Origin of the sequence: Luteitalea pratensis, from assembly GCF_001618865.1 — a bacterium.
Classification (GTDB): Bacteria; Acidobacteriota; Vicinamibacteria; order Vicinamibacterales; family Vicinamibacteraceae; genus Luteitalea; species Luteitalea pratensis.
The window spans coordinates 2,982,124-3,007,252 of the sequence record NZ_CP015136.1 but is presented as its reverse complement, the minus strand read 5'-3'; the positions used below and the strand labels follow the sequence as shown (position 1 = coordinate 3,007,252).

Annotated in this window: 23 protein-coding genes; 5 read left to right on the top strand and 18 right to left on the bottom strand. The window is 65.5% G+C overall.

The genetic code is table 11. The features are described from left to right. Positions 1-19 precede the first annotated feature (19 nt). From LuPra_RS12365 to LuPra_RS12355, 3 genes are all read right to left on the bottom strand, one after another. A complete protein-coding gene (locus LuPra_RS12365; protein WP_110171028.1) occupies positions 20-1,561 on the bottom strand; it encodes a hypothetical protein in 1,542 nt (513 codons plus the stop codon). Positions 1,562-1,638: 77 nt separating this feature from the next. Further along, on the bottom strand, positions 1,639-2,433 hold the full coding sequence (locus LuPra_RS12360; protein WP_234800857.1) for a C1 family peptidase: 795 nt from the start codon (positions 2,431-2,433) through the stop codon (positions 1,639-1,641). Positions 2,434-2,847: 414 nt separating this feature from the next. Further along, positions 2,848-3,876, bottom strand: a complete 1,029-nt coding sequence (locus LuPra_RS12355) for a substrate-binding domain-containing protein (protein ID WP_157899076.1) — start codon at positions 3,874-3,876, stop codon at positions 2,848-2,850. Positions 3,877-4,688: 812 nt separating this feature from the next. Here LuPra_RS12355 and LuPra_RS12350 point away from each other — a divergent pair. Further along, a complete protein-coding gene (locus tag LuPra_RS12350; protein ID WP_110171025.1) occupies positions 4,689-4,916 on the top strand; it encodes a hypothetical protein in 228 nt (75 codons plus the stop codon). 194 nt (positions 4,917-5,110) lie between these two features. After that, on the top strand, positions 5,111-5,491 hold the full coding sequence (locus LuPra_RS12345; RefSeq protein ID WP_157899075.1) for a hypothetical protein: 381 nt from the start codon (positions 5,111-5,113) through the stop codon (positions 5,489-5,491). A gap of 408 nt (positions 5,492-5,899) precedes the next feature. Here the strand turns inward: LuPra_RS12345 and LuPra_RS12340 are convergent, their stop codons facing one another. From LuPra_RS12340 to LuPra_RS12330, 3 genes are all read right to left on the bottom strand, one after another. Next, positions 5,900-6,367 carry a Rossmann-fold NAD(P)-binding domain-containing protein gene (locus LuPra_RS12340; protein WP_234800856.1) on the bottom strand — a complete coding sequence of 156 codons (468 nt, stop codon included), beginning with the start codon at positions 6,365-6,367 and terminating at the stop codon, positions 5,900-5,902. Between the two features lie 435 nt (positions 6,368-6,802). Continuing rightward, positions 6,803-7,744, bottom strand: a complete 942-nt coding sequence (locus tag LuPra_RS12335; protein WP_110171022.1) for a carbon-nitrogen hydrolase family protein — start codon at positions 7,742-7,744, stop codon at positions 6,803-6,805. Between the two features lie 258 nt (positions 7,745-8,002). Beyond that, on the bottom strand, positions 8,003-8,230 hold the full coding sequence (locus LuPra_RS12330; RefSeq protein ID WP_157899074.1) for a hypothetical protein: 228 nt from the start codon (positions 8,228-8,230) through the stop codon (positions 8,003-8,005). Between the two features lie 526 nt (positions 8,231-8,756). Here LuPra_RS12330 and LuPra_RS12325 point away from each other — a divergent pair. Further along, positions 8,757-9,680, top strand: coding sequence for a sugar phosphate isomerase/epimerase family protein (locus tag LuPra_RS12325; protein ID WP_110171020.1), 924 nt, complete (start codon positions 8,757-8,759; stop codon positions 9,678-9,680). Positions 9,681-9,727: 47 nt separating this feature from the next. Further along, complete coding sequence (locus tag LuPra_RS12320; RefSeq protein WP_110171019.1) at positions 9,728-11,026, top strand: short-chain fatty acid transporter; 1,299 nt, start codon at positions 9,728-9,730, stop codon at positions 11,024-11,026. Positions 11,027-11,304: 278 nt separating this feature from the next. Here LuPra_RS12320 and LuPra_RS12315 read toward each other — a convergent pair whose 3' ends face one another. The 12 genes from LuPra_RS12315 to LuPra_RS12255 form a co-directional block, all read right to left on the bottom strand. Next, complete coding sequence (locus tag LuPra_RS12315) at positions 11,305-12,696, bottom strand: vanadium-dependent haloperoxidase (protein ID WP_157899073.1); 1,392 nt, start codon at positions 12,694-12,696, stop codon at positions 11,305-11,307. 531 nt (positions 12,697-13,227) lie between these two features. Next, positions 13,228-14,412: a helix-turn-helix transcriptional regulator gene (locus LuPra_RS12310; RefSeq protein ID WP_157899072.1), complete on the bottom strand. Its 1,185-nt coding sequence runs from the start codon at positions 14,410-14,412 to the stop codon at positions 13,228-13,230. Continuing rightward, positions 14,409-16,154: an ATP-binding protein gene (locus LuPra_RS12305; protein ID WP_157899071.1), complete on the bottom strand. Its 1,746-nt coding sequence runs from the start codon at positions 16,152-16,154 to the stop codon at positions 14,409-14,411. Before LuPra_RS12305 ends, LuPra_RS12310 begins: the two co-directional genes overlap by 4 nt. A gap of 88 nt (positions 16,155-16,242) precedes the next feature. Then, the gene (locus LuPra_RS12300; protein WP_110171015.1) at positions 16,243-17,436 is read right to left on the bottom strand and encodes a zinc-binding metallopeptidase family protein; all 1,194 of its coding nucleotides are present in this window, start codon (positions 17,434-17,436) and stop codon (positions 16,243-16,245) included. A gap of 371 nt (positions 17,437-17,807) precedes the next feature. Next, entirely contained in the window at positions 17,808-18,770 is a 963-nt protein-coding gene (locus tag LuPra_RS33165) for an alpha/beta hydrolase fold domain-containing protein (RefSeq protein WP_110171014.1), read from the bottom strand. Positions 18,771-18,850: 80 nt separating this feature from the next. After that, positions 18,851-19,294, bottom strand: coding sequence for a YybH family protein (locus LuPra_RS12290; protein WP_157899070.1), 444 nt, complete (start codon positions 19,292-19,294; stop codon positions 18,851-18,853). Positions 19,295-19,390: 96 nt separating this feature from the next. After that, on the bottom strand, positions 19,391-19,630 hold the full coding sequence (locus LuPra_RS12285) for a nuclear transport factor 2 family protein (protein WP_110171012.1): 240 nt from the start codon (positions 19,628-19,630) through the stop codon (positions 19,391-19,393). A gap of 2 nt (positions 19,631-19,632) precedes the next feature. Next, positions 19,633-20,256 (bottom strand): GMC family oxidoreductase N-terminal domain-containing protein, encoded by a 624-nt coding sequence (locus tag LuPra_RS12280; protein WP_110171011.1) that lies wholly within the window; start codon positions 20,254-20,256, stop codon positions 19,633-19,635. A 130-nt stretch (positions 20,257-20,386) separates the two neighbouring features. Beyond that, positions 20,387-20,854: an ECF-type sigma factor gene (locus tag LuPra_RS12275; RefSeq protein WP_234800855.1), complete on the bottom strand. Its 468-nt coding sequence runs from the start codon at positions 20,852-20,854 to the stop codon at positions 20,387-20,389. 242 nt (positions 20,855-21,096) lie between these two features. After that, on the bottom strand, positions 21,097-22,677 hold the full coding sequence (locus LuPra_RS12270) for a tannase/feruloyl esterase family alpha/beta hydrolase (protein ID WP_110171010.1): 1,581 nt from the start codon (positions 22,675-22,677) through the stop codon (positions 21,097-21,099). 55 nt (positions 22,678-22,732) lie between these two features. After that, entirely contained in the window at positions 22,733-22,963 is a 231-nt protein-coding gene (locus tag LuPra_RS12265; protein WP_110171009.1) for an amidohydrolase family protein, read from the bottom strand. Positions 22,964-23,261: 298 nt separating this feature from the next. Continuing rightward, on the bottom strand, positions 23,262-24,716 hold the full coding sequence (locus LuPra_RS12255; protein WP_110171007.1) for a winged helix-turn-helix domain-containing protein: 1,455 nt from the start codon (positions 24,714-24,716) through the stop codon (positions 23,262-23,264). On the opposite strand from LuPra_RS12255, the gene LuPra_RS12250 reads away from it, so the two are divergent. Further along, the gene (locus LuPra_RS12250; RefSeq protein ID WP_157899069.1) at positions 24,704-25,114 is read left to right on the top strand and encodes a hypothetical protein; all 411 of its coding nucleotides are present in this window, start codon (positions 24,704-24,706) and stop codon (positions 25,112-25,114) included. The genes LuPra_RS12255 and LuPra_RS12250 overlap by 13 nt on opposite strands. Positions 25,115-25,129 lie beyond the last annotated feature (15 nt).

Sequence of the window (25,129 nt, the reverse complement as noted above, 5' to 3'; positions counted from 1 at the left end):
TCCTGACGTGACGGAACACCTAGGGACATATCGCAACGCTCCGACACACGATAGGTGCGACCGAGGGACAGCCCACGAATGTGCAGAACCTCGAGACGCACTGCTGTGGTTGAGCGGTGCTGAACGCGCACTGCGGGGGAACGGTCTGCTGGCAGAGCGGCACGAAGATCGTTCGGAAACAGATCACCGAGCGAGTCGCCAGTTGCACCCCTCCTAGTTCGAAACCCTGCCCCGCCGGGCCGCCAACCAGACCGCCCGACGGATCGAACGCGCCACCCATCCCGGCGCCGCCGGTTGGATCGAAGCCCGCCGCGAATCCGCCGCCGCCCTGGAAGTCAACCGGATTGATGACCGTGGTCAAGCCGCCAGGATCCCCGCACACCGGGCCGGAGGGACAACCGGCCGCCGATGTCGGACATCCGCCCGGCAACGTCGGACAGAAGCCGGGGAACGACGGTCCACACCACTGCGGCGTGAACGTCGGGCAGAGTTGGGGCGTGTGAGTCCGGCACAGCTGCGGCAGTACCGTCTGGCACCACTGCTGCACCACGGTCGGGCACGCGACGATCACGCGCGACACACAGATTGGCGTGCGTGTTGGACAGAGTTGCTGGATGGCACTGGGCCGACAGACGATGAGTTGCGTCTGGCAGGTGGCCACACCCGTCGCGAACTGACACTGTGGCGTGGACGTCACCGGTGCCGGCGCGCCGACCATGCCGCCGACCCCGCCGGGGTCGAAGCCGAGCCCGCCCTGGAAGCCGGCCTGCCCGATGGGCTGCTCGAAAATCGTCTCGACGATGGTTGGATCCCAGCACCCAGCAGGGGCGCTCGGACACCCGTCCACGATCGACGGACAGACGCGTGTCAGGCAGACGACTGCGGCTGACACCGTGCACCTCGGCCCGGTGGCCGTCACCGCCTGACATAACAGGGGCTGGCGGGTGACGCAGGCGTTGGTGAGCTGCGAGGCGCAAATGATGGCGACAGACGGCTGACACAGCGGCCCGGCTGCCGTCGCGACCTGGCACAACGCAGGCTGGCGCGTGACGCAAGCGTTGGTGAGCTGCGAGGCGCAAATGATGGCGACAGACGGCTGACACTGAATCTGTTGCGTCACACAGGCGGCCACCGAGATCGGCCGACAGATCGCCGGGCTCGTTGCCCCACCGAGTGCTGGCGCGCCGACCATCCCGGCACCGACGCTGCCGGTGGCCGCCATCCCCACGCCGAGGTAATCCTGCTGGATCTGGCCACGAAGGAACCGGGCGTACAACCGCTCCAGTCCCGGTCCCTGTTTGATGGCGGCGTCGGCCTTGACCCAGACGCGGTCGCCACCGAGGGGGTTTTCCTCGCGGGGCACTTCCAGGACGTAAACGATCGCCTCTTCCGGGATCTCCAGCGATTGGGTGAGTTCGGCGTCGAGGTAGAGTCGACGATGTTTCTGTTCGGACGACTTGCCGAGCCACCCTTGCAGCAGGCTCAGCTCGGGTGGGTTCGCCGGGTCGGGCACGAGACGATCTGCGAGCGGTGTCGCATCGTCCTTGGTCTTTTCTGCCATGTTGCGCTCCTTTACTTCCCCCCTTGGTCGGCCGGCGCGAGACTGTGGCGGCCGGCGCGCGGTGTTCTTCCGAGCCATCACTGGAACCCGAACTGACCTTCATCGACGAAGTCCGCTTCGACGACGGACCACCAGTCAGATGTCAGGCCGTTGAGGATGTAGGCATAGGGCAACCACCCATATCCGGCCTCGCCCCATTGCGGTCCCCACGAATTGCGGACCCGCAGCGCGCCGCGTCTGGTGACGCCATCGATCGGGTTTCGAACCTCTTTGCCATCGTCGTACCCCACCGCCACGAGCGCATGCGACAGAGTGGGCCGCTCGCCCCGGGCGGGATAGGGCACCGCGCCGGTCGCGGCGGCGAACGCCAGGGAAGGGAATGCGAACAGGCCGAACATCGCGGGCAGCTGCGCGGCCAGGTTCGTACGCAGACGCGCAAGGAGCGCCTCGCCGTCGACACCTGACGTGTCGAGCCGGTAGTAGGCCTTGGCCTTGTAATTGGCAGCAAACAGATAGTGAAAGGTGTCGGGCTCCACGTCCACGAGAGCCGGGTCGTACGGCCACCGTTGCTCCGGCAGGACGCCGAAGAGCCGGAGCGCGTGCATGGACGTGCGCAGCAGCGCTCCCGAGTCACCTCGAAGGCCCAGCAGGTTCCGGGTCACTTTGTAGAGAAACAGGACCGATGGCTCGATCTGCCGGTCGTGTGCCTTGCGTTGGAAGTACGACATGATCGCGGCAGCCGTCGCGGCCGTGCATGAGTTGAGGGGATTCTGATCGATGACTGGCGGGAAGAAGGCCCTGAGGTCGACGGCATCGGGGAGCGCCGCCGACGGCTCGGCTATGCCGAGACTCTCGACGAAGGGGCGAACCACACGGTGATCGACCGTGTAATCGCGTGGGTCTGGGGGGTCAGGAATCCAGCCAGACTTCATCATCATGCGTACGACCGCGAGAAGCGCTCCGCCCGCGACCGATCCTCCTTCTGCTCCCCTGTAATAACGACGGCAGGGCGGGAATCGGACAGCTTGGTCGTCCGCTGAACACAACCTCGAGGCCCGGAGCGTTGTTGAGGTAACGCGTTCCATCGACGTTGCCCTGACATGCTTTCCAGCGGTCTACCTCGAGAAGGCCGATCAGATGTTCCTGCGTCCAACCCCGTCTCTGACACCCGGCGCACTACGCGTGCGAGTCATTTCTGAACAGCAATGTTCGTGAACGCGAACGGCACGTCGACGGTCTTGAGTGTCGACCGTCGCGCTCAAGAGACACGAGCCCCCCGCCACCCTTCACGGCAACTTCACGTACATGTCCGGGACCGTGAACCCCCAGGACTTCAACTGCCGCGCCCACGATCCGAGGTCGGCCTTCGTCACGCGGACCACATCCATCGTGATGATCTCGGGAACTTCCTTTTTGAGCTGCACCTTGTCGATGATGCGCTGGACCGACTCGTAGCCCCACATGTATGTAGGCTGGGCGAGCAGGACTGGGGCGAGCCCCTCATCGACATACACGAGCTGCGAGGGCAATGCACCGACGGCGACGATCTTGATCTTCGTGGGACCGAGATCAGACATCAGCTGCGGCGTGGAGAGCGGCCACCCGCCGACCATCACCCAGCCCTGGATCTCGGGGTGCGCCTTCTGCGCGCTGACCACTGTGGCGGCCGCGTCCCTCACTGTTTCCGGGTGGTGGAACGTGTCGACGATCGTGATGCCCGGATATTTTGCGGCTTCCTTCTTGATCGCGTCCACCCGCTTGCGCAGGTTCGGGGCGTCAGGGTTCCCCGCGAGTATCGCCACCGGGCCTTTCTTGCCGATCTGGGCGGCCAGTTCACGCATCAGGGTCTCCCCCGTCTTCTCATCATCAACGCCGTAGAACGCGAAGCGTTTCGACTCGGCCGCGTCGCCGTCGAATGTCATGACCGGCACACCGCGGGCCACGGCGGCGTCGATCGCGGCGGTCACCTTGCTCGCATCGGAACAGGAAATCAGGATCGCGCTCGCGCCTTCCTCGGTCGCCTGTGCAATCTTCTGCGCCTGGACCTGTCCGTCCTCGCTGGTCGGCGTCATCCAGACGATTTCGATGGGAATGCCGTGCTTGGACGCGAGTTCCTTCGCGGCAGTCTCAGCGCCTTTGCGCGCCGACAGGAAGATCGGGTTGCTTGCGCTCTTCGCGATCATCGCGATCCGCAGACCCGGAGCGCGGGCCGGTGCGGATGTTGGCGCCGGCGCGCTCTTCTGCTCGCTGCCGCATCCGCTCAGCCAGCCCGCGATCATCATCCCGATCAGTGCGGTTGTCACCCTGGTCTTCATCTCTGCCTCCCGCGATCTGCCGTTCATCCGCCGATGCGTCTTCTCAGCGAGCCCATCGAACCCGCGCCGTGAAGGGCCAGCCGGTCGCGCTCTCCAGACATCACCTCACCTGAACGAATTGGCCGACGACGGCACCGTCACCGTCCGGCGTCCCATCGACAATACGCCCGCCGAGACTTCCCACACTGCACATTCTGGACAGCAGGACATCGGCAGCATCCTTCAGTGTGTAGAGCGAGAGGGGTAGGAGCGCGATGGTCACCGGGGCACTCGCCCTCCTGGCTCACCATGCGTCCATTGTCGCCGAGCACCACGGTCAGGGTCGGTGAACCAGTCTGCGCGGCGAGACACAACAAAGCGAGCCGCACCGCGAGCGCCGCGGCGGCAATCCACGGCGACGGGGGCGCGTGAGAGGACGGCGCCCATCGCCCACTTCGGGCCCATGAAGCGTCGGCCACGCGCCGATACTCCTGCGTGCGACATGTCGACCATCGGACGCTCGGATGCTTCTCGTCGTCGCCGGCGTGTCGGTCTCGGTGCGGCCACACCGACGTCATGGCCGATACGTGGGCCAACATGCGCAGCGTTGTCAACGTCTGGGATCGAGAAGCAGGATAACCGATGTCGAGGAGCCGGGCGTTTCGTTCGTGCTCGCCATCGGCGCCGGTCGCGGCTCAGTCGCAGCCGCTCCTGGCCCCTGCATGAGTTCACACACGTACCCGCTGCTCGTGCCGTACCCTCCCTCGGCCACTTCCCGGCCGACGAACGCCAGGCGTCTCAGGCAGCAGGATGTTCATCGATCTGGTCCCGCGATGACGCCCGGGGCCGCCGGCACGGCGCGCACAAACAGCTGTCTGCGGAGCGGCAGGCCCAAGGTCCGTGCAGCCACGACCGAGATCAGCACGAACGCTCTTCGTCTGGAGGTCGTCGGTGGGCGCAGACTGTTCGATAACGAAATCCTCAATCTCGACAATTGGCTACTGATCGAGGTGATCCATGACGCCAGGCAGATCGACGTGATCCGGCCAAGGATCGACTGACGCCCTGATGGCGTACCGTGTCGCATCGCGGCAGGACCCGCATGCGGCGCCCGATTCGGTTCCTGGACGGAGATCGCGGCCTGTCCGAATCGCATCGCCGCACCGTGCAACGCTTCTCCTGATCGCGATAGACCACTCGAACACGCTCCGCGTCCATCGCCCTGCGAACCCGTATGACTCCGTCCGGATTGTCAGTGATTGGTACGACGCTTCGGCGTGGACTGCGTAAGCGCTGCCCGCATTGCGGCCAGGGACGGCTGTTTACCGGGTGGCGCCAGCTTGAAGGCTGCACGGTCTGCGGTTTGGTCTTCGCACGTAATCCGGGTGACACCTGGGCGTTCACCATCATGGGCGATCGGTTGCCAATTGGCGCGATGATCGTCGTGATCTATTTCGGAGTCGTCCGGTCGCATCGCGTGCTGGGTCTGATCCTGCTGGTCGTTCTGGCGGCGCTTGTCATCTTGACGGCGCCCAACCGCTGGGGCGCCGGAATCGCGCTGCATTACTTGTCGCGAGTGTATTGGCCCGATCCGGCGGATTCGATTCCGCCGCCTCCTGTGACCAGGCCTCGCTGATCTTCCCGATGCCACGGGCTGCTGCGCGGCCCCCTGCACCCGTGCACCAACGCCGCGGTCTGCTTGCGATACCAGGACGGAGACGCCGCCTTGGTCTACTTGCGGCCCCGATCTGCGCCGCTCACGCGGTGATACACGGACGTCGACTTCGACGTCTTACCGTCTTTTGATTTCACGGTGGTTACATCCGTGATGGTATTGCCGTCTGCAGACATGGTGGCACGTGAATCGAATGATGATCGGGCCGGACGGCATTCACGGTGACCGTCTCGCACAAGTGCGACTCGTCAAGCGCACCTTGGCGGTGGAATTGGAGCGACCTGAAGGGCCGCGAAGGCGTCGCCGGGTGGCGGAAGGCGATCGCGCCTCCGGCATTCCACGCCGTTCGATCATGGCGAGTCAGAGCGTTCAACGAATACTGTCCGATTCGATGACCATGACGCCGGCGGGAGCGGTCGCTGCGGCTCTGACAAGCGTCCGCGCAACCGCCGTCGCATCCGCCGGCGCGTACTTCCGAAGTGCGCCGATGAGAAAAGGCCGAATCAGTTGACCGACCCGCAGCGCAACCGCTTCGGTCGGACGTGCCTGCGCGCGCGCGCCTACGAGGAAGGACGGCCGGACAATGACCACCGTCGTGAATCCGAGGGCCGAGATCGCAGCCTCGCATTCGCCTTTTGTGCGGGGATACAGGAAGGGAGAGCTCGGTGAGGCGCCCAACGACGACACCAGCAGGAAGCGCAGCGCCCCAGCACGCTGCGCGAGCCGGGCAAAGGCAACGACATAGTCCAGGTCGACACGTCTGAACGCAGCATCAGACCCCGCAGCTCGCCTCGTGGTGCCGAGGCAACAGAACGCATCGTCCACCTCCGGCAGCACGAGTTGGTCGAGTCGCTCGAAGTCCACTCGCTGCAAGGCGACCCCCGGCAGTGTCGGAACCTCGCGCCGGACGAGGCTCGTCACCCGATGGTAGCTGGTGTCTCCTCCCAGGAGCTGCAGCAGGGTTCCACCGACCAGGCCGGTTCCGCCCGCCACGACAGCGGACCGAGGCGCAGCTGGAGCGGGAACGGGGAGTCGAACATCAGAGGAGTCACCGAATTCAGTCGTCACGTGATGGCTCGTGGTCGCGCAGGTCGGATGGCGCGGCCTGGTTGCCCTGGATTCTGTTCACGGGCTTGGCCTTCTTCTGTGCGCGGTCTTCTGGCACAGCATCGCCTCGCGCTCCTCGTGGGCGTGCTGGTGATGCTACAGGCCTACGTTGGCCGGGCGTCGTGCCGGCGACGAAAACATCTCCCACCGACGCCCATCCCAGGCTCATTGAAACCGGACCGGCGGCTTCGGCGCGGTGTTGACCGTGAGTTGAAACACGTCGGGGCGCGCGTAGTGCCCCGATACGTCGAAGTCGACCCGCGCCTGCGTCACGTCGTCGAGATCGAGGTCGGCCCGCAATTCGCCTTCGCGGTCGAACAGCGGACCGGCGATGATCTCGCCCAGCGGCGAGACGATCACGCTGCCGCCGCGGCATTCGCCATGGCGCGGTTCGTCCGCGCCGGCCAGGTGCAGCACATCGGCCGGATAGGCACCCGCCGGAGAATACTGGTTGCACCCCATGACAAAACACCGCCCTTCACAGGCGATGTGCCGCAGCGTCGCGGTCCACGTGTCGCGCGGGTCGGCGGTCGGCGCGAGGTAGATCTGCACGCCCTGCGCGTACAGGGCCATTCGCGCCGCCGGCATGTAGTTCTCCCAACAGATCAGGCCACCGATCCGGCCCACCGGAGTCGGAAACACTCGCAGCGAACTGCCATCGCCCTCGCCCCAGATCAATCGCTCGCTGCCGGTCGGCTTGAGTTTCCGATGCACCGCGAGCACTTCGCCGTCGGGCCCGAAATAGACGAGGGCGCAGTAGAGCGTGCCGCCGGCGGCCGGCACACGCTCGACGACGCCGACCGCAGCGTGCACCCCGAGTTCGCGACACGCTTTGCCGATGGCCTGCGTCGTCGGACCGGGCACCTCGACCGCCGCGTCCCAATACCGGCGCCACAATTCACGCCCGTCACGCGAGCGGCTCCCGACCACCATGCCAAACGAAAGTCCGCGCGGATACGCGGGTATGAAGGCCTCGGGCAGCAGGATAAGTCTCGCGCCGCGACCGGCCGCCGCGCGAATCAGGTCCACGGCCTTCGCGGTCGTCGCCTCGCGATTGAAATACACGGGGGCAGCCTGGACGACGGCGACGGGGATCAGCTGGGACATGGTGAACGGCGGGCTGGCAGACAGTGGCGTTGGTGCATGGCTCGACCTGGACGCATTGTCCGCCTAAACAAGGTCTCGCCACGGGGGGACATCTGGAGGCGACCATGGCGGTCCATAGGCGTCTTGCGAACCACTCGCCTTCCACGAGGGCGTGGGACCATTGGCGCAATCGTAACCACCTGCCGAGCTGTCCACGAAACCGGATCAAGCCCACAGGACCAGTGAAGTCACGTGAACGCTCAGCGTCTCTCGGCGCATCTACGGAGTGGCTGGCGCGGCCGGGTGGTTCGACACACGGTAGAACCGCATCTTTCCAGCTTGGTCGTACTTGAACAGCGCCATGTTGGCGCTGCGCAAGTTCTGCACGACACCTGTGGTCGCATTGGTCCGCTGTCCGACCGTGTACCACATGATCTCGACCTCTTCGCCGACGGTCCGTGTCTCGACGATATCCACGGAGAGATTGATGTTCGTGTATGCACTCATCATCTTGACCTGGGTTCGCTATGCGCGCTGGCCGAGGTTGCCGTTGCCCTGGATATAGCTCAACGCGTACCGGAAACCATCGATACGCCACGTGCCATCCCGCTTCGTCAGATGGAAGTGGTAGCTGCCAAAGAGCACTCGCGTGTCGCCGCCGGGACATGACCTCGGTCGCGGGAGGAGAGCCGGTCAGCCTCCGGGGCGGACAGATCGCGCATCTCTGGGAAGGCATGGTGCAGGGTTTTCCTGGGTATTTCATGCTCGGGCTAGATAGGACGCGAACCGGGTCCCGCCGCCTCCACCGAAGAGACGGCGATCAATCTCTTGCGGTGGTCGGCGCTGCGCGCTTGTCGGGCGGTTAAGCGGCAGGCTGGTGCTTGACGGCAAGGCCTACGGGGAAGTGCCGTCATGCTTCCGTGGGCCGGTACCACGCCGCGCGCGAAGACAACGCGGATTGCAGTGCCCCGGCCCTGCGTCCGTCGCCGTGCGACGCCCCGCGCCTATAATCTGCCTCGAAAGGGGATATTCCATGCCTACTGACCGCCGCGTGTTTCTCACGGCCCTCACGGCGGGCCTCGCCGCGCCAGCTATCCTCCGCGCCCGTCCGGCGAAGCGGTACCCGATCGGGTTCTCGACGCTGGGGTGTCCGGCGTGGAGCTGGAAGACCGTCCTGGAGCAGGCCGATCAGCTCGGCTACGCTTCGCTCGAGCTCCGAGGCGTGGCGGGCGAAATGGATCTGACCAAGGTCCCCGAGCTCGTCGGGTCGCGACGGGCGGCCACCAGGAACGATCTCGCGGCGCTCGGTCTCGTCATCTCGGACCTCGGCGCCTCCGCCCGCATGCACGAAAGGGAGCCGGCCACGCGAGCCGCGCAATTCGACGAGGGCCGCCGGTTCATCGATCTCGCCCACGCGCTCGAGGTGAAGTACGTGCGGATGTTCGGCGACAAGTTCCCGGAAGGCGAACCACGCGACGACGTCATGAAGCGCGTCGTCGAGGGCTTCCAGCAGATGGCTGCGCACGCCAGGCCCGCGGGCGTCACCGTGCTGATGGAATCACACGGTGATTTCACCCGGTCGAAGGACCTTGTCGCGATTGAGCGCGCGGTCCATTCGGAGGCCTTCGCCCTCCTCTGGGACGCACATCACACGTTCGTCGCCGGGAACGAGGCGCCGGCCGACACCTATGCGGCGCTTGGCCGCCTGGTCCGGCACACGCACCTGAAGGACTCGAAGGCTGACGGAACGGACCGCCGGTATGTCCTGACGGGAACAGGCCAGGTGCCGGTCAAGGCGCAAGTGTCCGTGCTCGCGAAGGCGGGCTACAAGGGCTACTACTGTTTCGAGTGGGAGAAGAAGTGGCATCCAGACATCGAAGAGCCTGAGGTGGCGTTCCCACACTTCGCGCGCACGATGGCCGCCTATCTGACCGACGTCGGGGTGGTACCGACGTAGCGGAGCGCCGGCCTGATGGTCTTCGTGCTGGTCGGCGGACGGCGCGCATGACGCAGACGCGTGAGAACAGGCTCGCGCGTGTTGGCTTGCGACTCTCGGCCTGGTTCGAGCGTTGGTTCCCCGACGCCTTCGCGCTCGCGCTCCTCGTCGTCGTGATCGTGTTCCTCGCCAGCCTGACGATCGGCGCGTCCCCGACGCAGGCCGCCGATTGGTTTGGCGCGGGGTTCTGGGATCTCGTGCCGTTCACGATGCAGATGGCGATGATCCTCGTGACGGGATACGTCGCGGCAACGTCACCGCCGATTCATCGGGCCATTCAGGCCATGGCGTCGTGGCCGCGGACGCAAAAGAGCGCGATCGCCTGGGTGGCGGTCTTCTCGATGCTCTCCTCCCTGGTGTCGTGGAGCTTCAGCTTGGTCTGCTCGGGCCTGCTCGCCCGGGAGGTCGCCCAGCGCGTCAGCACGGCCGACTATCGCGCACTGGGTGCCGCCGCCTATCTTGGTGTGGGTAGCGTGTGGGCACTGGGTCTGTCGTCCTCAGCTGCGCTCATCATGGCCACGCCCACGTCACTGCCGCCGTCACTTCTGGCGATCAGCGGTGCGATCCCGCTGAATCACACCTTGTTGCTGTGGCAGAGCGCCTTGATGGCGGTCGTTCTGATCGTACTGTCAACGGTCATCGCCGTCTACTCGGCGCCGCGTCCTGAGCATGCCGTGACCATGAGCCGCATGGGTGTGATACCCGCGCCCGTGCGCGGGTCGAGTCCATCGGTCGAGCATCCCGGTGAATGGCTCGAGCACAGCCCGCTGTTGACGATCGCCGTTGGCTCGCTCGGCTACTCTACCTGGCGAGAGGTGCACGCGAACGGCGCACCTGTCCTGCTGCAGTTGAACCGCTACATATTCTTGTTCCTGATGGTGGGCCTGCTCCTCCACTGGCGGCCAAGGTCGTTTGTGCGTGCAGTGAGTGATGCGGTGCCGTCAGTCGGTGGTGTGCTCGTGCAGTACCCGTTGTATGCCGGTGCGGTTGGCATCATGACGGAGTCAGGGCTCGCATCCAGGCTGGCGCACGGCTTCGTCGCAGTGTCGAACGAGCACACGTTTCTTGTGCTCGTTGGCATCTACTCCGCCGCGCTAGGGGTGTTCATTCCATCGGCGGGAGCTAGATGGCTGGTGGAAGCGCCGTACGTCCTCGCGAATTTGATCCATCCGTTCTGGATGTTGCCGCTGCCGGGCATTCTCGGCATCAAGGCGCGCGATATCCTCGGGTACTGCGCCCTGCAGTTCGCCGTGCACGTCCCTGTCGTGCTGTTGCTCGTGTGGGCGCTCAACTACACCCTGCAATGAACGACTCTCGCGGCAATGCCCAAAGGCGCCTGGGCAGTGAATTGGTCGGTGCGGCGACGTCGCTGCGATCGGTCAGCCCCAACTGAGCGACACACACAAGTGGGAACGGACTCGCAGGGCGGCGCCGCAATCGCGACGACCACTGAGCGTGGGCCCGACAACGGCCCAGTGGGACTCGCCAGGCATCTCGATCATCGTCGCTCGCCTCTTCCGCGCGTCCCGGACGGTGCTGCCGGAGCGCTACCGTCAGGCGAATTGACGACTCTCGCGCAATTCAGTCAGTGCACAGGACGCAGGTAGAGGTTGGCGGCGCGCTTGCCGATCTGCCGTCCGTATTCGCTCCCTTCTTCGACCGATTTTCGGAAGTGAAAGCCGATGAGGATGCGCGAATAGGCGTTCTCGACCGCCGCCTGAGAGAAGCTGGCATATGAGCGGAATACCGGCGTCGCATCGCTGCACGTGCTACCCGCAGGTAGCGTCGCGCTGCAGTCCCGGAAGCTGATCGCGTCGGTGCCGAAGAACTGCTTCAAGACTTCAGCACCCGCCCCACCTTCAATCGCGTGGCCCGAGGCGTAGTCCTGATTCGGAGGAGTGCCGCGCAACGGCGTCCATGTCGGGTCGCCGACGGTATCTGGGTTGCCATCCGTGTCCCCGGCCTGAATAGCGGTGACCGGTCGCCAGTAGTTGTAGTGGTTCTTGGAATCGACCATGGCGACGTAGCCGTCCGCAAGCGTCATGTTGAGCAGCCCGAACAGCCGGGCGTTCTCCCAGAGTGTGAGTCCCCGGTCGGCGGACACGGTTCTCGCAATCCGGTTCCACTTCAGCGGCGAACTTTCCCACCAGAAGAGGGCGATTTCGGTTTCGTCGGCCGTGCGTGCGCTGGGAGTGTTGACGGCATCGCCCCCCAGAGATTTCACTTCGGTGAAATCAGCCGTGTACTTCTGCCTGTCCACCGCATACGGCGGTGCCGGGCGGAACTGTGAGCTGTGGTGCAGGACGAAGGGGGTGACGTCAGCCCACCCCTCGAAAACGATGAACGGAGTACCTGGCGTGCACTGATACTCGCCGGGATCGGTATCCTGCGGGCACGCGAAGTTGAGAAATGGCCCAACCGCGCCGTCCTGCGCCCTCACGTCGAGTATGGCGGCAGCCGCAGACCGTCCGACCACAATACCCTGCGCCTTGGCCTCGCCAGCGGGAATTGCGGCGAGCGCCGTTGTATAGGCGGCTTCAACGCTTGCGACGCCTGCATCGATGCACGCCTGCGTGTGGAGCTCGAGAGGCAGTTGAGCGATGAGCGGGACGAGCACCCCTCGCGCCGCCGCAGCAACAGCCGCATCAGGCGAAGCGCCCGCTTCGGCATGCACGTCGAACGCGTACGGGCGAGAGCGACGGTCTATGGCGTTGAGCGCATCGTGGATGGCGATGTGCATCATGGCGTAAATCCGCGATTCGTGGAGTGGGTTGGCGAGGGGGGCAAGGCACGCCTCGGTGGCAGCCACACCGGCATTTTCGTTCCAGAGTGTGACGGCATCGCTGCCGCCGGCAGCGAAGACCCGCTCACCTGCCGCAGCCACGTACCACACCGATGCGACGACAGCAATCAATGACTTCAATAGCCCGAGAGGGGCACCACTCCTGATCGACCGCCTGGTTGGTTGGATCTTCATGGTTCGGTCCTCCACTTCTCCTGTCGATTGCGTCAGTCACGCAGGCGAGCAGCATTGACGGGCTTGCGTGTTGGCTTCGTTGCGACCGCATGATGGCAAGCGCGCGATTGGTCGGGCAGTTCGCCAAGGCGCGGCCCCACATCGCGCGAGATCCAGCTGTCCTGGGCAGGAATGGTAGGAAGTCGGTCGCACGCCGGGTATCAGCAGAATTGACTATTTTTGGGGGCGCTCACAGTCAACGAAGCTGCCAACACACGCTCGCCACACCCCGGGCGAGGCCCAGCCGGTGAACACCGCGGATTCTGGCCGGGGAAATGCCCGGATGGCGGTCGGGCGAGGCCGAGCGCCTTTGCCTGTTCGTACTAGGCGTCGGCCTCGACAAGCACACGTCCGGCCAGGCGACTGGCGAACGCATCGATCACCGCGGATTCGAGAGCAACGTGATCGCCCGACAGCGTTCGCGCGCGTATCATGGATACTTCACCACTACCGCGATCGTAGGGCGCCGAGCTCATTCGCGCATCAGCAGAATTAGCTATTTTTCGGTCGTCGATCGTCAACGGTTGCCGAGCGAGTCGATTCGAGCAGGTGGTGACGAGTGGCGTACGCAACCGCCGCGGTACGGTTCGACGAGCGCGTCTTCTCGAGCACACGCGCAACGTGCACGGCGACCGTGTGGGTGCTTATGAACAACGCCTCCGCAATGTCCTTGTTGGCCTTGCCGCTGGCCAGCAACTGCAGGACCTCGAACTCACGCGTGGTCAGACCGGCGGGATTGCGCGCCAGTCGCAGTCGATAACGTTCGCGAAATGCAGAAATACGCTTGCGCAGCTGGACGAGATCAAGTGCTGTGGCTATCTGCTCGCCTTCATCCAGCAGTGCCGCCGCCTTCAGCCTGTCGTCCCGGGCGTCACTGTCGAGGAGCGCGGCGGCATAATCGTGACAGGTCCAGCCGAGCTCGGGCTTGAACCCGCTCGCACGGCAGAACGCCAGCGCCTGCTCGAAGTGGCTCCACGCGCGGCGTTTCTGGCCGACAGCATGAGCGAGAAGCCCGAGCACACGGCCCGTCGCCAGACTCCACTGCGTTGGCATCACGGATTCGAACGGCGCTAACGCCTCGAGGTCCGTTTCGCACTCGTCAACATCCGCGTCGAGCACGGCCAGCAGCGCGTGCCCCATCCGTGCGCCGACGACAGCATTCTTGACCGCTGACGGCTTGGCGATGACCGCACGAGCGGCGCGGATCGCCGCCTCCGTGTCGTTCATTCCATTGGTGATATAGGCGATGTGCGACAACGCCACAGCAGTGAAGATGCCCGCGATCGGATAGGGTCTTGCGTCCCGATCGGCGTCGATGAGGCGCTGCACATACTGCCCACCGGCGACGTCGTTGTCCGTTTCGTACTCGAGAACGGCGCGGACATGGAGAAGCGGCAGATGGCCGGCCGCCAGGGCCAGTCCCCGATCGCTCTGTGCTCGCGCCTCGTCCCACTGTCCGCGCAGTTGAGCGAGCAGTGCCTTGACATACAGGGCATCAGCCAGCAGTCCCCGGTCGCGAAGACGCTCGGCCGCCGCGAGGTTCTCCTGCGCCTGGCCGGTTGCCTCCTCGATTCGTCCTGTGTGGGTCAGGGCGTATGCAGCGCGGTAGCTGGCGTACGCTTGCCAGTGGAGCTCGTCCACCCGCGCTGCGAGCTCCAGCACGCGACGGCTCTTCACGAGCGCGTCATGCCAGCGAAGGCGAAGTGGTCCACCGAAAGGGACTGGGCGAGCACCCGCAGTTCGAGCCGCGCATCCTCGGACGACGAAGCGATCCCGAGCGCGCGCGTGAACCATTGCTGCGTCGGTTTGTCGCTCCCGGTCTCGAAGTACGCGGCCGCCGCCCCGCGGGCGAGCAGCAACGCGGCTTCGCGCGAGCCCTCGCTCACGAACGGCAGGAGCCGGCGGATGACGTCGGTGACGCCCGCCACGCCCTCTGCGGCGAGCGACGGGTGCGTCACGGCCGCGACTGCTTTCTGGATCTCGCCTGCCTCGAGGTAGTACTCGATCGCCCGCCGTACGTTTGCCCACGCCTCCTGCCGTTTCCACCGGACGGTTGTCGCGGCCTGCGCCAGCCCGAGTCCGGCCAGGATTCCGGCCGCCTCGTCGTCGCACGGCACGGAATTCCGGGCGCGCCAGGCGCGCTCGAAATGCCGTAACGCCCCGTCGAAGGCATGCGTCGCCAGCATCCGCTCACCCGCCAGCCGCGAGTACTTGACGACGCGAGACGAGCCGACAAGCGCTTCTGCGCGTGCGGCGTGATAGGCCAGATCGGCAGCATGCTCCTCGACACGTGCACCGAGTCGCTGCTCCATCAGCGCCACAACAGCGGCGTGCCAATGCGCACGGCGGCTCGGCGAGACGCTCTCGTACACGGCAGCTCTGACCAGCTCATGCCTGAACCGATACCAACTCTCTCCAGCTGCCGGCATGGGCTCGACGATCAGACGCTCCAAGGCTTCGTCAAGCGCGTCCAGTAGATCGCGGTCGCCGTCAGGCGCGACGACCGCTGCGGCCATGCGGAAGTCGAACTCACGGCCCAGGACGGAACACACCGTGAGCAACTGAATGGTGGCCTCAGACAAGCGGCTCACGCGTCGGTGCAGGACGGCGCGAACGTTGTCCGGTATCGCGTCGCGATCCGAGGATTGAAGGTGCGCAACCTCGGTCACGAAGAATGGATTGCCGCTGGTCCGGGTGTGGACCTGGCGGACAAGGTCGTCAGAACAGCTGGTACCGGAAAGGTATGTCAGCAACTGACCGGTCTCCTTCAGCCCGAGTCCCGTCAGGACCACCTTCTGCAGACCGACACGCGCAAGCTCCCCCATCGTCTCCCTCAAGCGCGTGGACATCTCGTCGGCACGATACGTCGCCACGATGAGAAGCCGACTATCGGAAAGCTCGCGAGCGATGAATTCCAGCAGTAACAAGGAACTCGCGTCGGCCTGATGCAGGTCGTCGAAAACGAGGACGAGCGATGCACGTGAGGAGGCGCGCTGCAGCAACGTGCGCACGGCATCGAACAGTCGATAGCGGTCGGACGCGGTCACGCGTCCAACTGGCCGAGCTGTCATCGCTGGATGATGCACAAGGTCCGGCACCAGCGCGCTGAGACGCTTGAGGCAGGAGACCGGGAGTTGGAGTTCCTCCCGGGTGACTGTCCGCAGCAAGGCCCGGATACCTTCGGCCCATGGCCAATACGGCGGCGCCGCCTCGGCGTCAACGCAACGTGCCCACGCGACTGTTGTGCGTTGCGTCGCCGCAGCCGCGAGCTCTTCCGCAAGCCGCGTCTTTCCGATACCCGGCTCCCCGCCAATCCAGACGACACGCGCCCGGCCGCGCTCGCTGTCGGCCAGCGCGCGGATCAGTAGCGCAAGCTCGCTATCTCGCCCGAACAGCTGAGGCGGCGCCGGTTGGAGCATTGAGGTTTCGGAGCGGACGAGCTCCGCCCAGGTAGCAAGGCGTGCATCCATCTTACGCCGCGGCGTTGGTACACGCAGCGGTCCGGCGTCAAAAAGCCCCTGCCGATGGCTGCTTCCGCTCCGCGAGCACCCTCGTGAGATCGGCGAATGCCCTTGAGTATTGCTCGACAGCCTTGATGTCCACTGTCAACGGCCAGCGGTCGCCAGGGTTATGGAAATAGGGGTTCGTTCCACCCAGGGAAAGATAGCGTCCACCGCGTTCGTGAATGTTGCGCACCTCGCCGTTGGGCCCTGCGCCTCGCGGGAGCTTCCCGTCGACCTTGGTACCCGCACGCGTCATCGCCTCCTCGGCTAGCCGCTCGAGTTCATCATCCGAAGCCTGCAGCCGCGTCATCCGTTGCGCGCCGTGCGCCGCACCGATGTTCGCGCCGAACAGCATCCATGCGAACGCCTGCTTGCCGATACTTGCTCTGCTGGCGAGCAACTGTTCCAAACCGAGGTGGCCCAACTCGTGTCCACTGGTCGCCAGAAAGAGTACGCTCCTGGTCTGTCCGCCCGCTTTGACGGCTCGCATCGCTTCGAGCCAGCAAGCGAGCCCGCCTCCGCGCTCTGCTGCGCTGTTCCACCAACTGCTGCGCGGGGTCAACACGACGAGCGGCGGCAGGTCCGCATCGGTTCCTTTGACTTGCGCCACGACGTTCGACGCTTCTGCCGCGGTGCGGGTCGCCTGCACGACCAGTGTGATCTCCTGTTGGCGGCTGGCGGCTTGGGTCAACCACTCCTCTTCTTCGCTGCCGACCTGCAACACGGGGGGCCCGAAGGGTTGGGAAAAATACCGCGCGTTGATGGGGCAGAGCCCGGGCCGTGCTGCCCTGGTTACGACAATCAGCGCTTTGTGCCTGTTGGACCGGCGGAGTTCATCGATCGGCTCCGCTTCGGCCACGATGGCCATGAGGTTCGCCACGAACAGCCCAATCTCCGTCGCACCACCGGCAGCGCCGAGGCGGCCCACGACACCTCGCTCGCTCGTAAAGGCGCCGTCGAACATCGGCAGGCCGTACACGCGTCGCTCGTCGGCTTGGACATAGGATGGTCCCGGGTCCACTCGCATAAGGCGGAATGGTTCGAGCGCGGCGCGATGACCGGCTTGTGCGGTGTGCTTCGCGAGCCACTGGGCCGAGCGGTAATCGGTGTCGGTTCCGGTGCGGTGATCACCTTGCTCGTCATACTCCTGGATGACACGAGCGATACGCCGCAGGGTCGACGGATCCTCTTGCAGCACGGGACTAACGGTCTGACGAGCGCTCGCCGTGGGGGCGGACGCCGATAGCACTTGGCTGGCTGGTATGCCGCCGGCGAGCGTGAGGAGCCTCCTGCGTGTGAGGATCAAGTCGCCTCCTTCGGGTCATCACTTCACACCCGCGCACTTGGGCCGAATCCAGATGGTTGCAGGGTTCCGTTTCCCGTCTAAACAAGGTCTCGTCACGGGGGAACTGGAGGCGTCCATGGCGGTCCATAGGCGTCCAGCCCTTCAACGTAGAAGCCCCGTGACGGCTCGCGACGCAGTCTCAAGGCCACTTCCAGTTGTTCGTCGTCCCCTATGTCGCCAATCATCCCGCGGGTTGTGCCGATTCTCGCAAAGGCCTGATCGCTTCAACCCAGGGCTGACCTGACCTCACGACCGATGTCGTCGACCAACGTCCTCGACTGGTCGAAGACGCCGGACATCAACATGAATCCGTGAATCATGCCTTCGTAGACTCGAAACGTCACCGGCACCCCAGCCGCCCGCAGTGCTTCGGCGTAGTTCTTCCCATCGTCACAGATCGGATCGTATTGCGCGCAGGCGATGAAGGCCGGCGGCAAGTTCGAGTGATCCCGGGCGGCGAGCGGCGAGCAGTACGGGTTCGCGCCGTCGCCGGGATCGTTGACGTAGTGGTTCCAGAAGTACTCCACGCTGGCGCGTTGAAGGAAGTATCCCTCGGCGTTGGCAAGAGCCGACGGCGTGTCCCAGCCGTACTGCACGGCCGGGTGGACGAGCACCTGGCAGGCGAGCCTCGGGCCTCCTTCGTCGCGCGCCCGCAAGGTCACAGCTGCGGCGAGGGTGACGATGGTCTCGGCCGAGGCCGGTGACACCACGACGGGCTTGGCGAGCCCGAAGTCGAGGAGCTTCGCGCCGTCCGTGGTCAGCATCACGTTGCCTGGCTTCAGGTCGCGATGCACGATGCCATGACGATGTGCGGCGGCAAGGGCGTCGGCCATCTGACTGCCGATGCGGAGGACTTGGGCCAGAGGTAGAGGACCTCTCCGCAGGCGTGACTGCAGCGCCTCGCCTTCCAGCAGTTCGAGGACCAGGTACTGGCCGCCATCGTCGGTCTGGCCCACGTCGTACAGCCGGCAGACGTGCGGATGGTGCAGCGACGAAATGAGCTCGGCTTCGCGCTGTAACCTGGCGCGGCGCTGCGCGTCCTTCTCCAGGGACGGCGGGAGGATCTTGATGGCGACGCGACGCTTCAGCCGCGTGTCGGTCGCGGCGTACACCTCCCCCATCCCGCCCGCACCGATGCGGTCGTCGACGCGATAGGGGCCGAGTTGCGCGCCCTTCTGCACTGACATGACTGTGGCGCGATTATAGCGGCACGCCGAGATGCTCCCTCGAATCGGCCGCACACGATCGGACGTTGACCCGGGCCCATTTACGGCGTGGCTGGCTCGGCCGGGTGGTTCGACACACGGTAGAACCGCATCTTTCCAGCTTGGTCGTACTTGAACAGCGCCATGTTGGCGCTGCGCAGGTTCTCCACGACGCCTGTGGTCGCATTGGTCCGCCGTCCAACCGTGTACCACATGATCTCGACCTCCTCGCCGACGGTCCGTGTCTCGACGATATCCACGGAGAGGTTGATGTTCGTGTATGCACTCAGCATCCTGGCGTACATGTTTCGGAACGCCTCCCTGCCCCTGATCAGGTCCTGATTCGCAGACGACACGATGCAGTCGTCATGGATGTATTCCATGAGTCCATCGAGGTCTTTCGCGTTTCCCTTCACGTGGAAGGTCTCGAGCGTCGCACGCGCGTCCGCTTCCATCCGCTGGTCGGACCCGACCGTCGCCGTGATCGCGATGAGGCCGGCCATCATTGGGTAACTCAGTCCCATATTCGAATCTCCAAAATGGAGCGTGGTGCGCGGCAGCAACCAGAAGCGCTCGCGGCCCGATCAACTGACCTGGGCTCGCTATGCGCGCTGGCCGAGGTTGACGTTGCCCTGGATATAGTTCAACGCGTACCGGAAACCATCGATACGCCACGTTCCATCCCGCTTCGTCAGATGGACGTGGTAGCTGCCAAAGAACACTCGCGTGTCGCCGCCGGGAGCCCCGGCGAGATGGTGCGAGGCGATCCCGTGACAGGAGCCGTCGGCATCTTGCTGTCGCACGTCGACCTGCACTGGTCCGACGTCTCGACGACGGATCATGCTCACAGCGGGTGGCCATCGTGATGGACCTGCATGTCGGACCAGCCGATGCCGGCCACGCTGTTCGGGTCGTTGTAGAAGTCGTGCCTGAACGGCATCCCGTGCTCCTGCATCGCGACATGCAGGAAATCGGGATGAAACCCTCGTTCGAGCTTCGCCCGCTTGATGTGCAGCCAACCTGACCTGCCGTGGACGCGCTCATCGACGTACGGCACGTCGAAGTTCTCCATCGCCATGAAGAACGGGAGCAACCGCTGATAACTCCAGCGATCGTCGCCGGTGAGTCTCGCCCACGCGTCGTAGATGAGCGGCGTGCCGCGACCGTCCACGCAGGCATGGTGATTGGTGGAGCCACCGAGCCCCGTTCCGCGCGGATAGCAGTACTCTTTCCCGTTCTGGTCGGAGCTGAACCCCCAGTGCGTAGGCGAGGGAGACGGGCCGACCGGGTCCGGCATGTCGTACAGGAAAGGAAACTTCGCTGCGGCGGCTATCGTCGGGTCGGCGGTGCTGTCCGGCCCCGCCTCGACGAGCAGCACCGATCGCGTGCCGTCTTCGGCCAGCCGTGCCGCCACGACCGACCCAGCTGCACCTGCCCCCACTACGACGTAGTCGGCTTCATAGCTCATGCCTCCATTCCTCCCGGTGCTGGTGTAAGCGCAAAATCGCGACAGGACTCCATCACGGGGTTGCCGGGCAGGTGGCAACGGTACGAGGGATGCGGATCGTCGACGCCAGGCCGGGAATGTCCGGGCCTGGCTAGGACAGGGTCTCCGACAACCGCCGACGGAGCCATGCTCGCGCGACGGTCCAGTCGCGCTCGACCGTCGCCGTCGACACGCCCAGCGCGTGGGCGGTCTCGCCGATGCTGAGGCCGGCGAAGAACTTCAGCTCCACGATGCGCGCCAAGCGAGCATCCAGGGTAGCGAGATCGTTCAGCGTCTCGTCCAGGGCCAGGATGTCGACACCGGGCGGTTTGTCGGCGATCACCGCCACGTGGTCGAGACTGACCAATGGCGGGTCCCCGCCGCGCTTGAGCGCCCTGCGCCGCCTCGCGTGATCGACAAGCACCTGGCGCATCAGACGTGCTGCCAATGCGAGGAGATGGGCCCGGTTGCGGACATTCATCCGATCAACTTCGACCAGCCGGAGGTAGGCCTCGTGCACGAGGGCGGTGGTCTGAAGCAGATGTCCCGGCGCTTCCGAACGCAACCGCACGCTCGCCACTCGTCGGAGTTCCTGATAGACCCGGGGGCACCAGCCGTGAAAGCGCCGCGTCATCGCCGGCCTGCCAGGCAAGCAGGAGGGCCGTGGGGTTCTCGCCCCGAGAGGGTTCCGCCATGACGCTGGCGTTGAAGGGTACTTCATGCAAGGCGTCAACTCGGCCCCAATAAGGGAGTCCACCGATCGGAGCGGTCGCAAGCTACGGTCAACAACTGCATGCGTCGCCCTGACCAGCGCCTACAGGGTCAGTGCGCCTCGCACGTCCAGGCGCCTGGATCGTCGGGACTGCCGGTGCCGCGCAACGACGCCACCTGCGGGTATGGGCAGATGCGGCGACGGGGCGTGGCTGGCGCGGGTTCCGCGAGATTGGACCGGTCTGGCGCCGCGGTGGCGACGAACTCGCCGGGCGCGAGGCCCTCCTCGACCCACCGCTCGAGGGCTGCGGACAGATCATACTCGGCGTCCCTGACCGGCACGTTGATCCCACCGCAGTACGTCGCGCCCGGACCGCCGGTGCAGTGCTGCAATCCCGGAATCAGGTACAGGCGCACAAGCGCGTCGACCGCAGTCCCCATGCGAGCCCGCACGGCCTCGTAGTAGTCGACGGTCTCGTGCGCCGAGAGGGCCGGGTCGTTCCACCCATGGAACAGGATCAGCTTGCCGCCCCGCTTGTGAAAGGCGGAGAGGTCCGGGTCCGTAGCATTCAGCATGGGACCGATCTTGTCTTCCACGGCGGCCGGGTCGCGATCGAAATCGAACGTTCGCAGATCGTAGTCGGGTCGTTGGAAGACCATGTGCGCGAGCGCTCCCTGGGCGAATGCCGCCTGGACGCTCTCGCCAGGTGCGGGACCCGTGAGCCATTCCGCCCAGCCGCCCGGCCCCGTTTCCGCGCCTGGTGGGAAGCCGCGTGCGAGCGCCGTTCCACCGGACGTGCGCGGCCCGTCGTAAATCGCCGTCAGCGCCGCAGCCTGCTCGGCGCCGAGACATTCCGCCGACTCCGCGTCCGTGCAGAGGAGCGTACGCGGATCGAAGCGGCACGCGTCCGGGGCCACGAGGACGCCGTCCGGGACACCGTCGCTCCGGTCGCACGCCGCCACAATCGCCTGCTCCAGCACGGCGAGCGTCGCCGGCGGGATGTGCGCTGACGGTCGGACCATGGCCTGCGAGTTCCACACGAAGGAGAACATGAAGCGCGTCCACGCGGCGGCGGGCGCACCCGCCACGATCCCGTCGTAGTCTTCCGGGTAACGCTGCGCTTCCATCAGCGCCTGCCGCCCCCCATTCGAGCACGACGCGAAGTAGGACCGACGAGGCGATTCCCCGTAGAAGGCGGCAACCACGGCCTTCCCTTTCACCGTCATCTCGTGGATCGCCCGGTGCCCGAAGTCGATCACCTTCTCCGGGTGGCCGAGCGCCCAACTCGCATCGGTGGCACCGCCCTTGTGGCCGGTATCGGTCGATGCGGCAGCGTAGCCGCGGCCCATGGCCTGCGCGAGCGATACATACGAGATGGCACCGGCGAAGCCACCGTTGCCGATGCCCTGGAACTTTCCGTTCCAACCCGCGGCGGGCATCCACACTTCGAACTCGATCTGGGAATCGCTCGTCGGCCGGATCACGCCGACGACTCTGCAAAACGCGGGCAGGCGCTCGAGGGGCGTGCCGTCCGGCGGCGTGAACGTGCCCGAGGTACTCACCGCCATGGTGATCGTGGTGTCTGGCAGTCGAAGGTTCGAGAGACTCTCGCAGGGCTGGGGCGCCGCCGTCGCGTGGCTTGCCCCGGCGAGGAACGACAACAGGGTGGTGGCGAGTCGCAGGCGGCTCATAGGTCCTCGATGATGCGGGTCGGCACTTCGACACTGCACCGAAAATGGAGCACCGTCAACACGGCGCCCCGCCCTTACACGCGGACTCGCGCGTCAGTGCATCGTGAATAACTCGGCCATCGACCACCGTCAGCACGCTCACGGTCTTCGGCAGAGCCTCGGAGGGGATGTCCAAGATGTTCTGCGACAGCATCGCGGGATCGGCAAGCTTGCCCGGGGCGATCGTACCCTTCTCACCGTCGGCCAACTCCGCGCGCCTCTCTGTCAAGCGTGCGCCCGTCGGCATCGTTCGCCTCGTCGCGAATGTCGGTGGCCGAATGCTACTGCACGTCACACACCCATGACACCGTTCCTGCGATGCAGTCGCTGTGCAGCGTCCTCGTGGCGGCCGTCCTGGCGTCGTTGCCGGAGGCCGAGCCCTGGCCCGATATCGTCCGCGCGACGACCTTGCTGGCGCCCGGCGATGGGAACCAGTAACGGCCTTCGCTCGGTCCCGTCCTTCCCACGATCCAGCGCACGAGAAGGCGGGCGATACTGTTGAACCCTCTCAAACGCGTACTCCTTACACGCGCCGCGGCGGATGCTCACGGGCCATGGCCATGTTGCTGCAGGTAGCGCTGACAACGATCAGCGGCGGCATCGAGGCCCACATCCTCGAGGCGCTCGTGAAAACGCGCATCGCCGCGCAGGCAATCCCATTGCGGTGCGACAGCGACGTGCACGAGCGCCGGATCGCGGCTCGCGATCGCGGCGTCGAGATGCGCAAACGCCTCATCCAGGTTGCCGGCTTCGCCATGGAGCAGCGCGAGCTGCATGGGTGGGCCGTTCGCATTGGCGCGCAGCGCGAACTCGACGATGCCAGCGCGGCCCCGAGTGTCGTACGTGCGCCGCAGGTCTTCGAGCAGGTCCAGCGGCGCCCCCGCGGCTCGTGCGTGCGTGAGCGACTCCGCCATGTGCCGGTCGAGATCGCCCTTCTTCCAATAGGCGCTCGCCAGGTACTCGCGCGCCAGCAAGTGTTGCGGATCGAGATCAAGCGAACGGGTCGCCCAGGCGATCATGTCGTCGTAGCGTCGCTGGTTCCAGTACGAGAGCGCGATCTGGAGGTGCACGGTCGCAGACGACGGATCGCGCTCGAGAGCGCGCTGCTTCGCCGCGAGCCCCTCGGCAAGGTATCCGAGCGCTTCGAGCAACCGTCCGTACAGCAACCAGCCTTCCGTGTGATCCGCATTGAGCTCGAGCGCGCGTTCGAGGCTCCGCCGCGCGCCGTTCCAGTTCCAGTCGCTGAGGAACAGGACGGTGCCCAACGCGACCTGCGCGTCGGCGTTGGACGCTTCCATGGCGAGCGCGCGAAGGGCCGCGGCGCGAGCCGACGGGTACGCGACCTGCGGTGCCGCCAGGCGCAGCTCAGCCTCCGCGCAATGAGCGACGGCCAACCCCGCGTGGGCGGCTGCGTAATCGGGATCGAGCGCGATCGCGGACCGGAATGCCTCCACGGCGCGCGGGATGTCCGAGCGCGAGGCGGTCATCAGGCAGGCACGGCCACGTCCGATCAGTTCGGACACCTCTGGCCGAGCAGGCAGCACCCCGATCGGCCACCTCATTGACAGCGGTTCGGCGGGGACCGTCCTCAGCCTGACAGCCCCGGAAAACCGATAACCCGCCCGCGGCACTGTCTCGATGTAGGCGCCGGTCTCCCCGCAATCGCCGAGGCTCTTACGAAGCGAGGAGACGTACACGGCGAGGATGCCTTCCTCCACGGAGACATCGCGCCAGACCAGGTCGAGCAGCTCGCGCTTGGTCACCAGCGTGCCAGCACGGCGGACGAGCGCCACAAGCACATCGTGCGCCTTTGGCCTGAGCGCCACCACGTGCCCGGCGTTCCATAGCCTCCGCTCGTGCACATCGAGCGCATACGGGCCGAACTCGTACACCTCAGGCCTACCAGCCACGGCTTCGCCGAATCTTAGGCGATCCTTCAGGACTTCGGCCCACGGCCCCGCATATACCTGTTCGCAAGGAGGTTGCCATGAGCGATCCATTCGTGGGGACGTGGGCCCTCAACCCGAGACGGTCCGCATTCGACCCCAACCACACGCCCTCGGAGGCCACCATGACGTGGGAGCAGGAGGCGGACGGCACATACGTGCTGCTCGCTGCGGGCGTCGACGCGAAGGGAAAGCGTTGCGAGGAGAAAGCGCAGCGCTTGCGCCCGGACGGCGTCGCCTACCCCGTCGACGGCTTTCCGGGGCTGGCGTCGGTCACGACGCGCCCGAACGAAAACACGATCCGCGCCGAAGCGAAGCGAGAGGACGGCTCGCTCGCAGGTGAAGGTACCTATGCCGTCGCCGACGACGGACAGACGATGACCGCGACGACGAAGGGATTCGACTCGCAGTTGCGAGCCTTCTCGCAGAACACGGTGTGGGATCGCGCCTGAACCTCAATAGGCTGG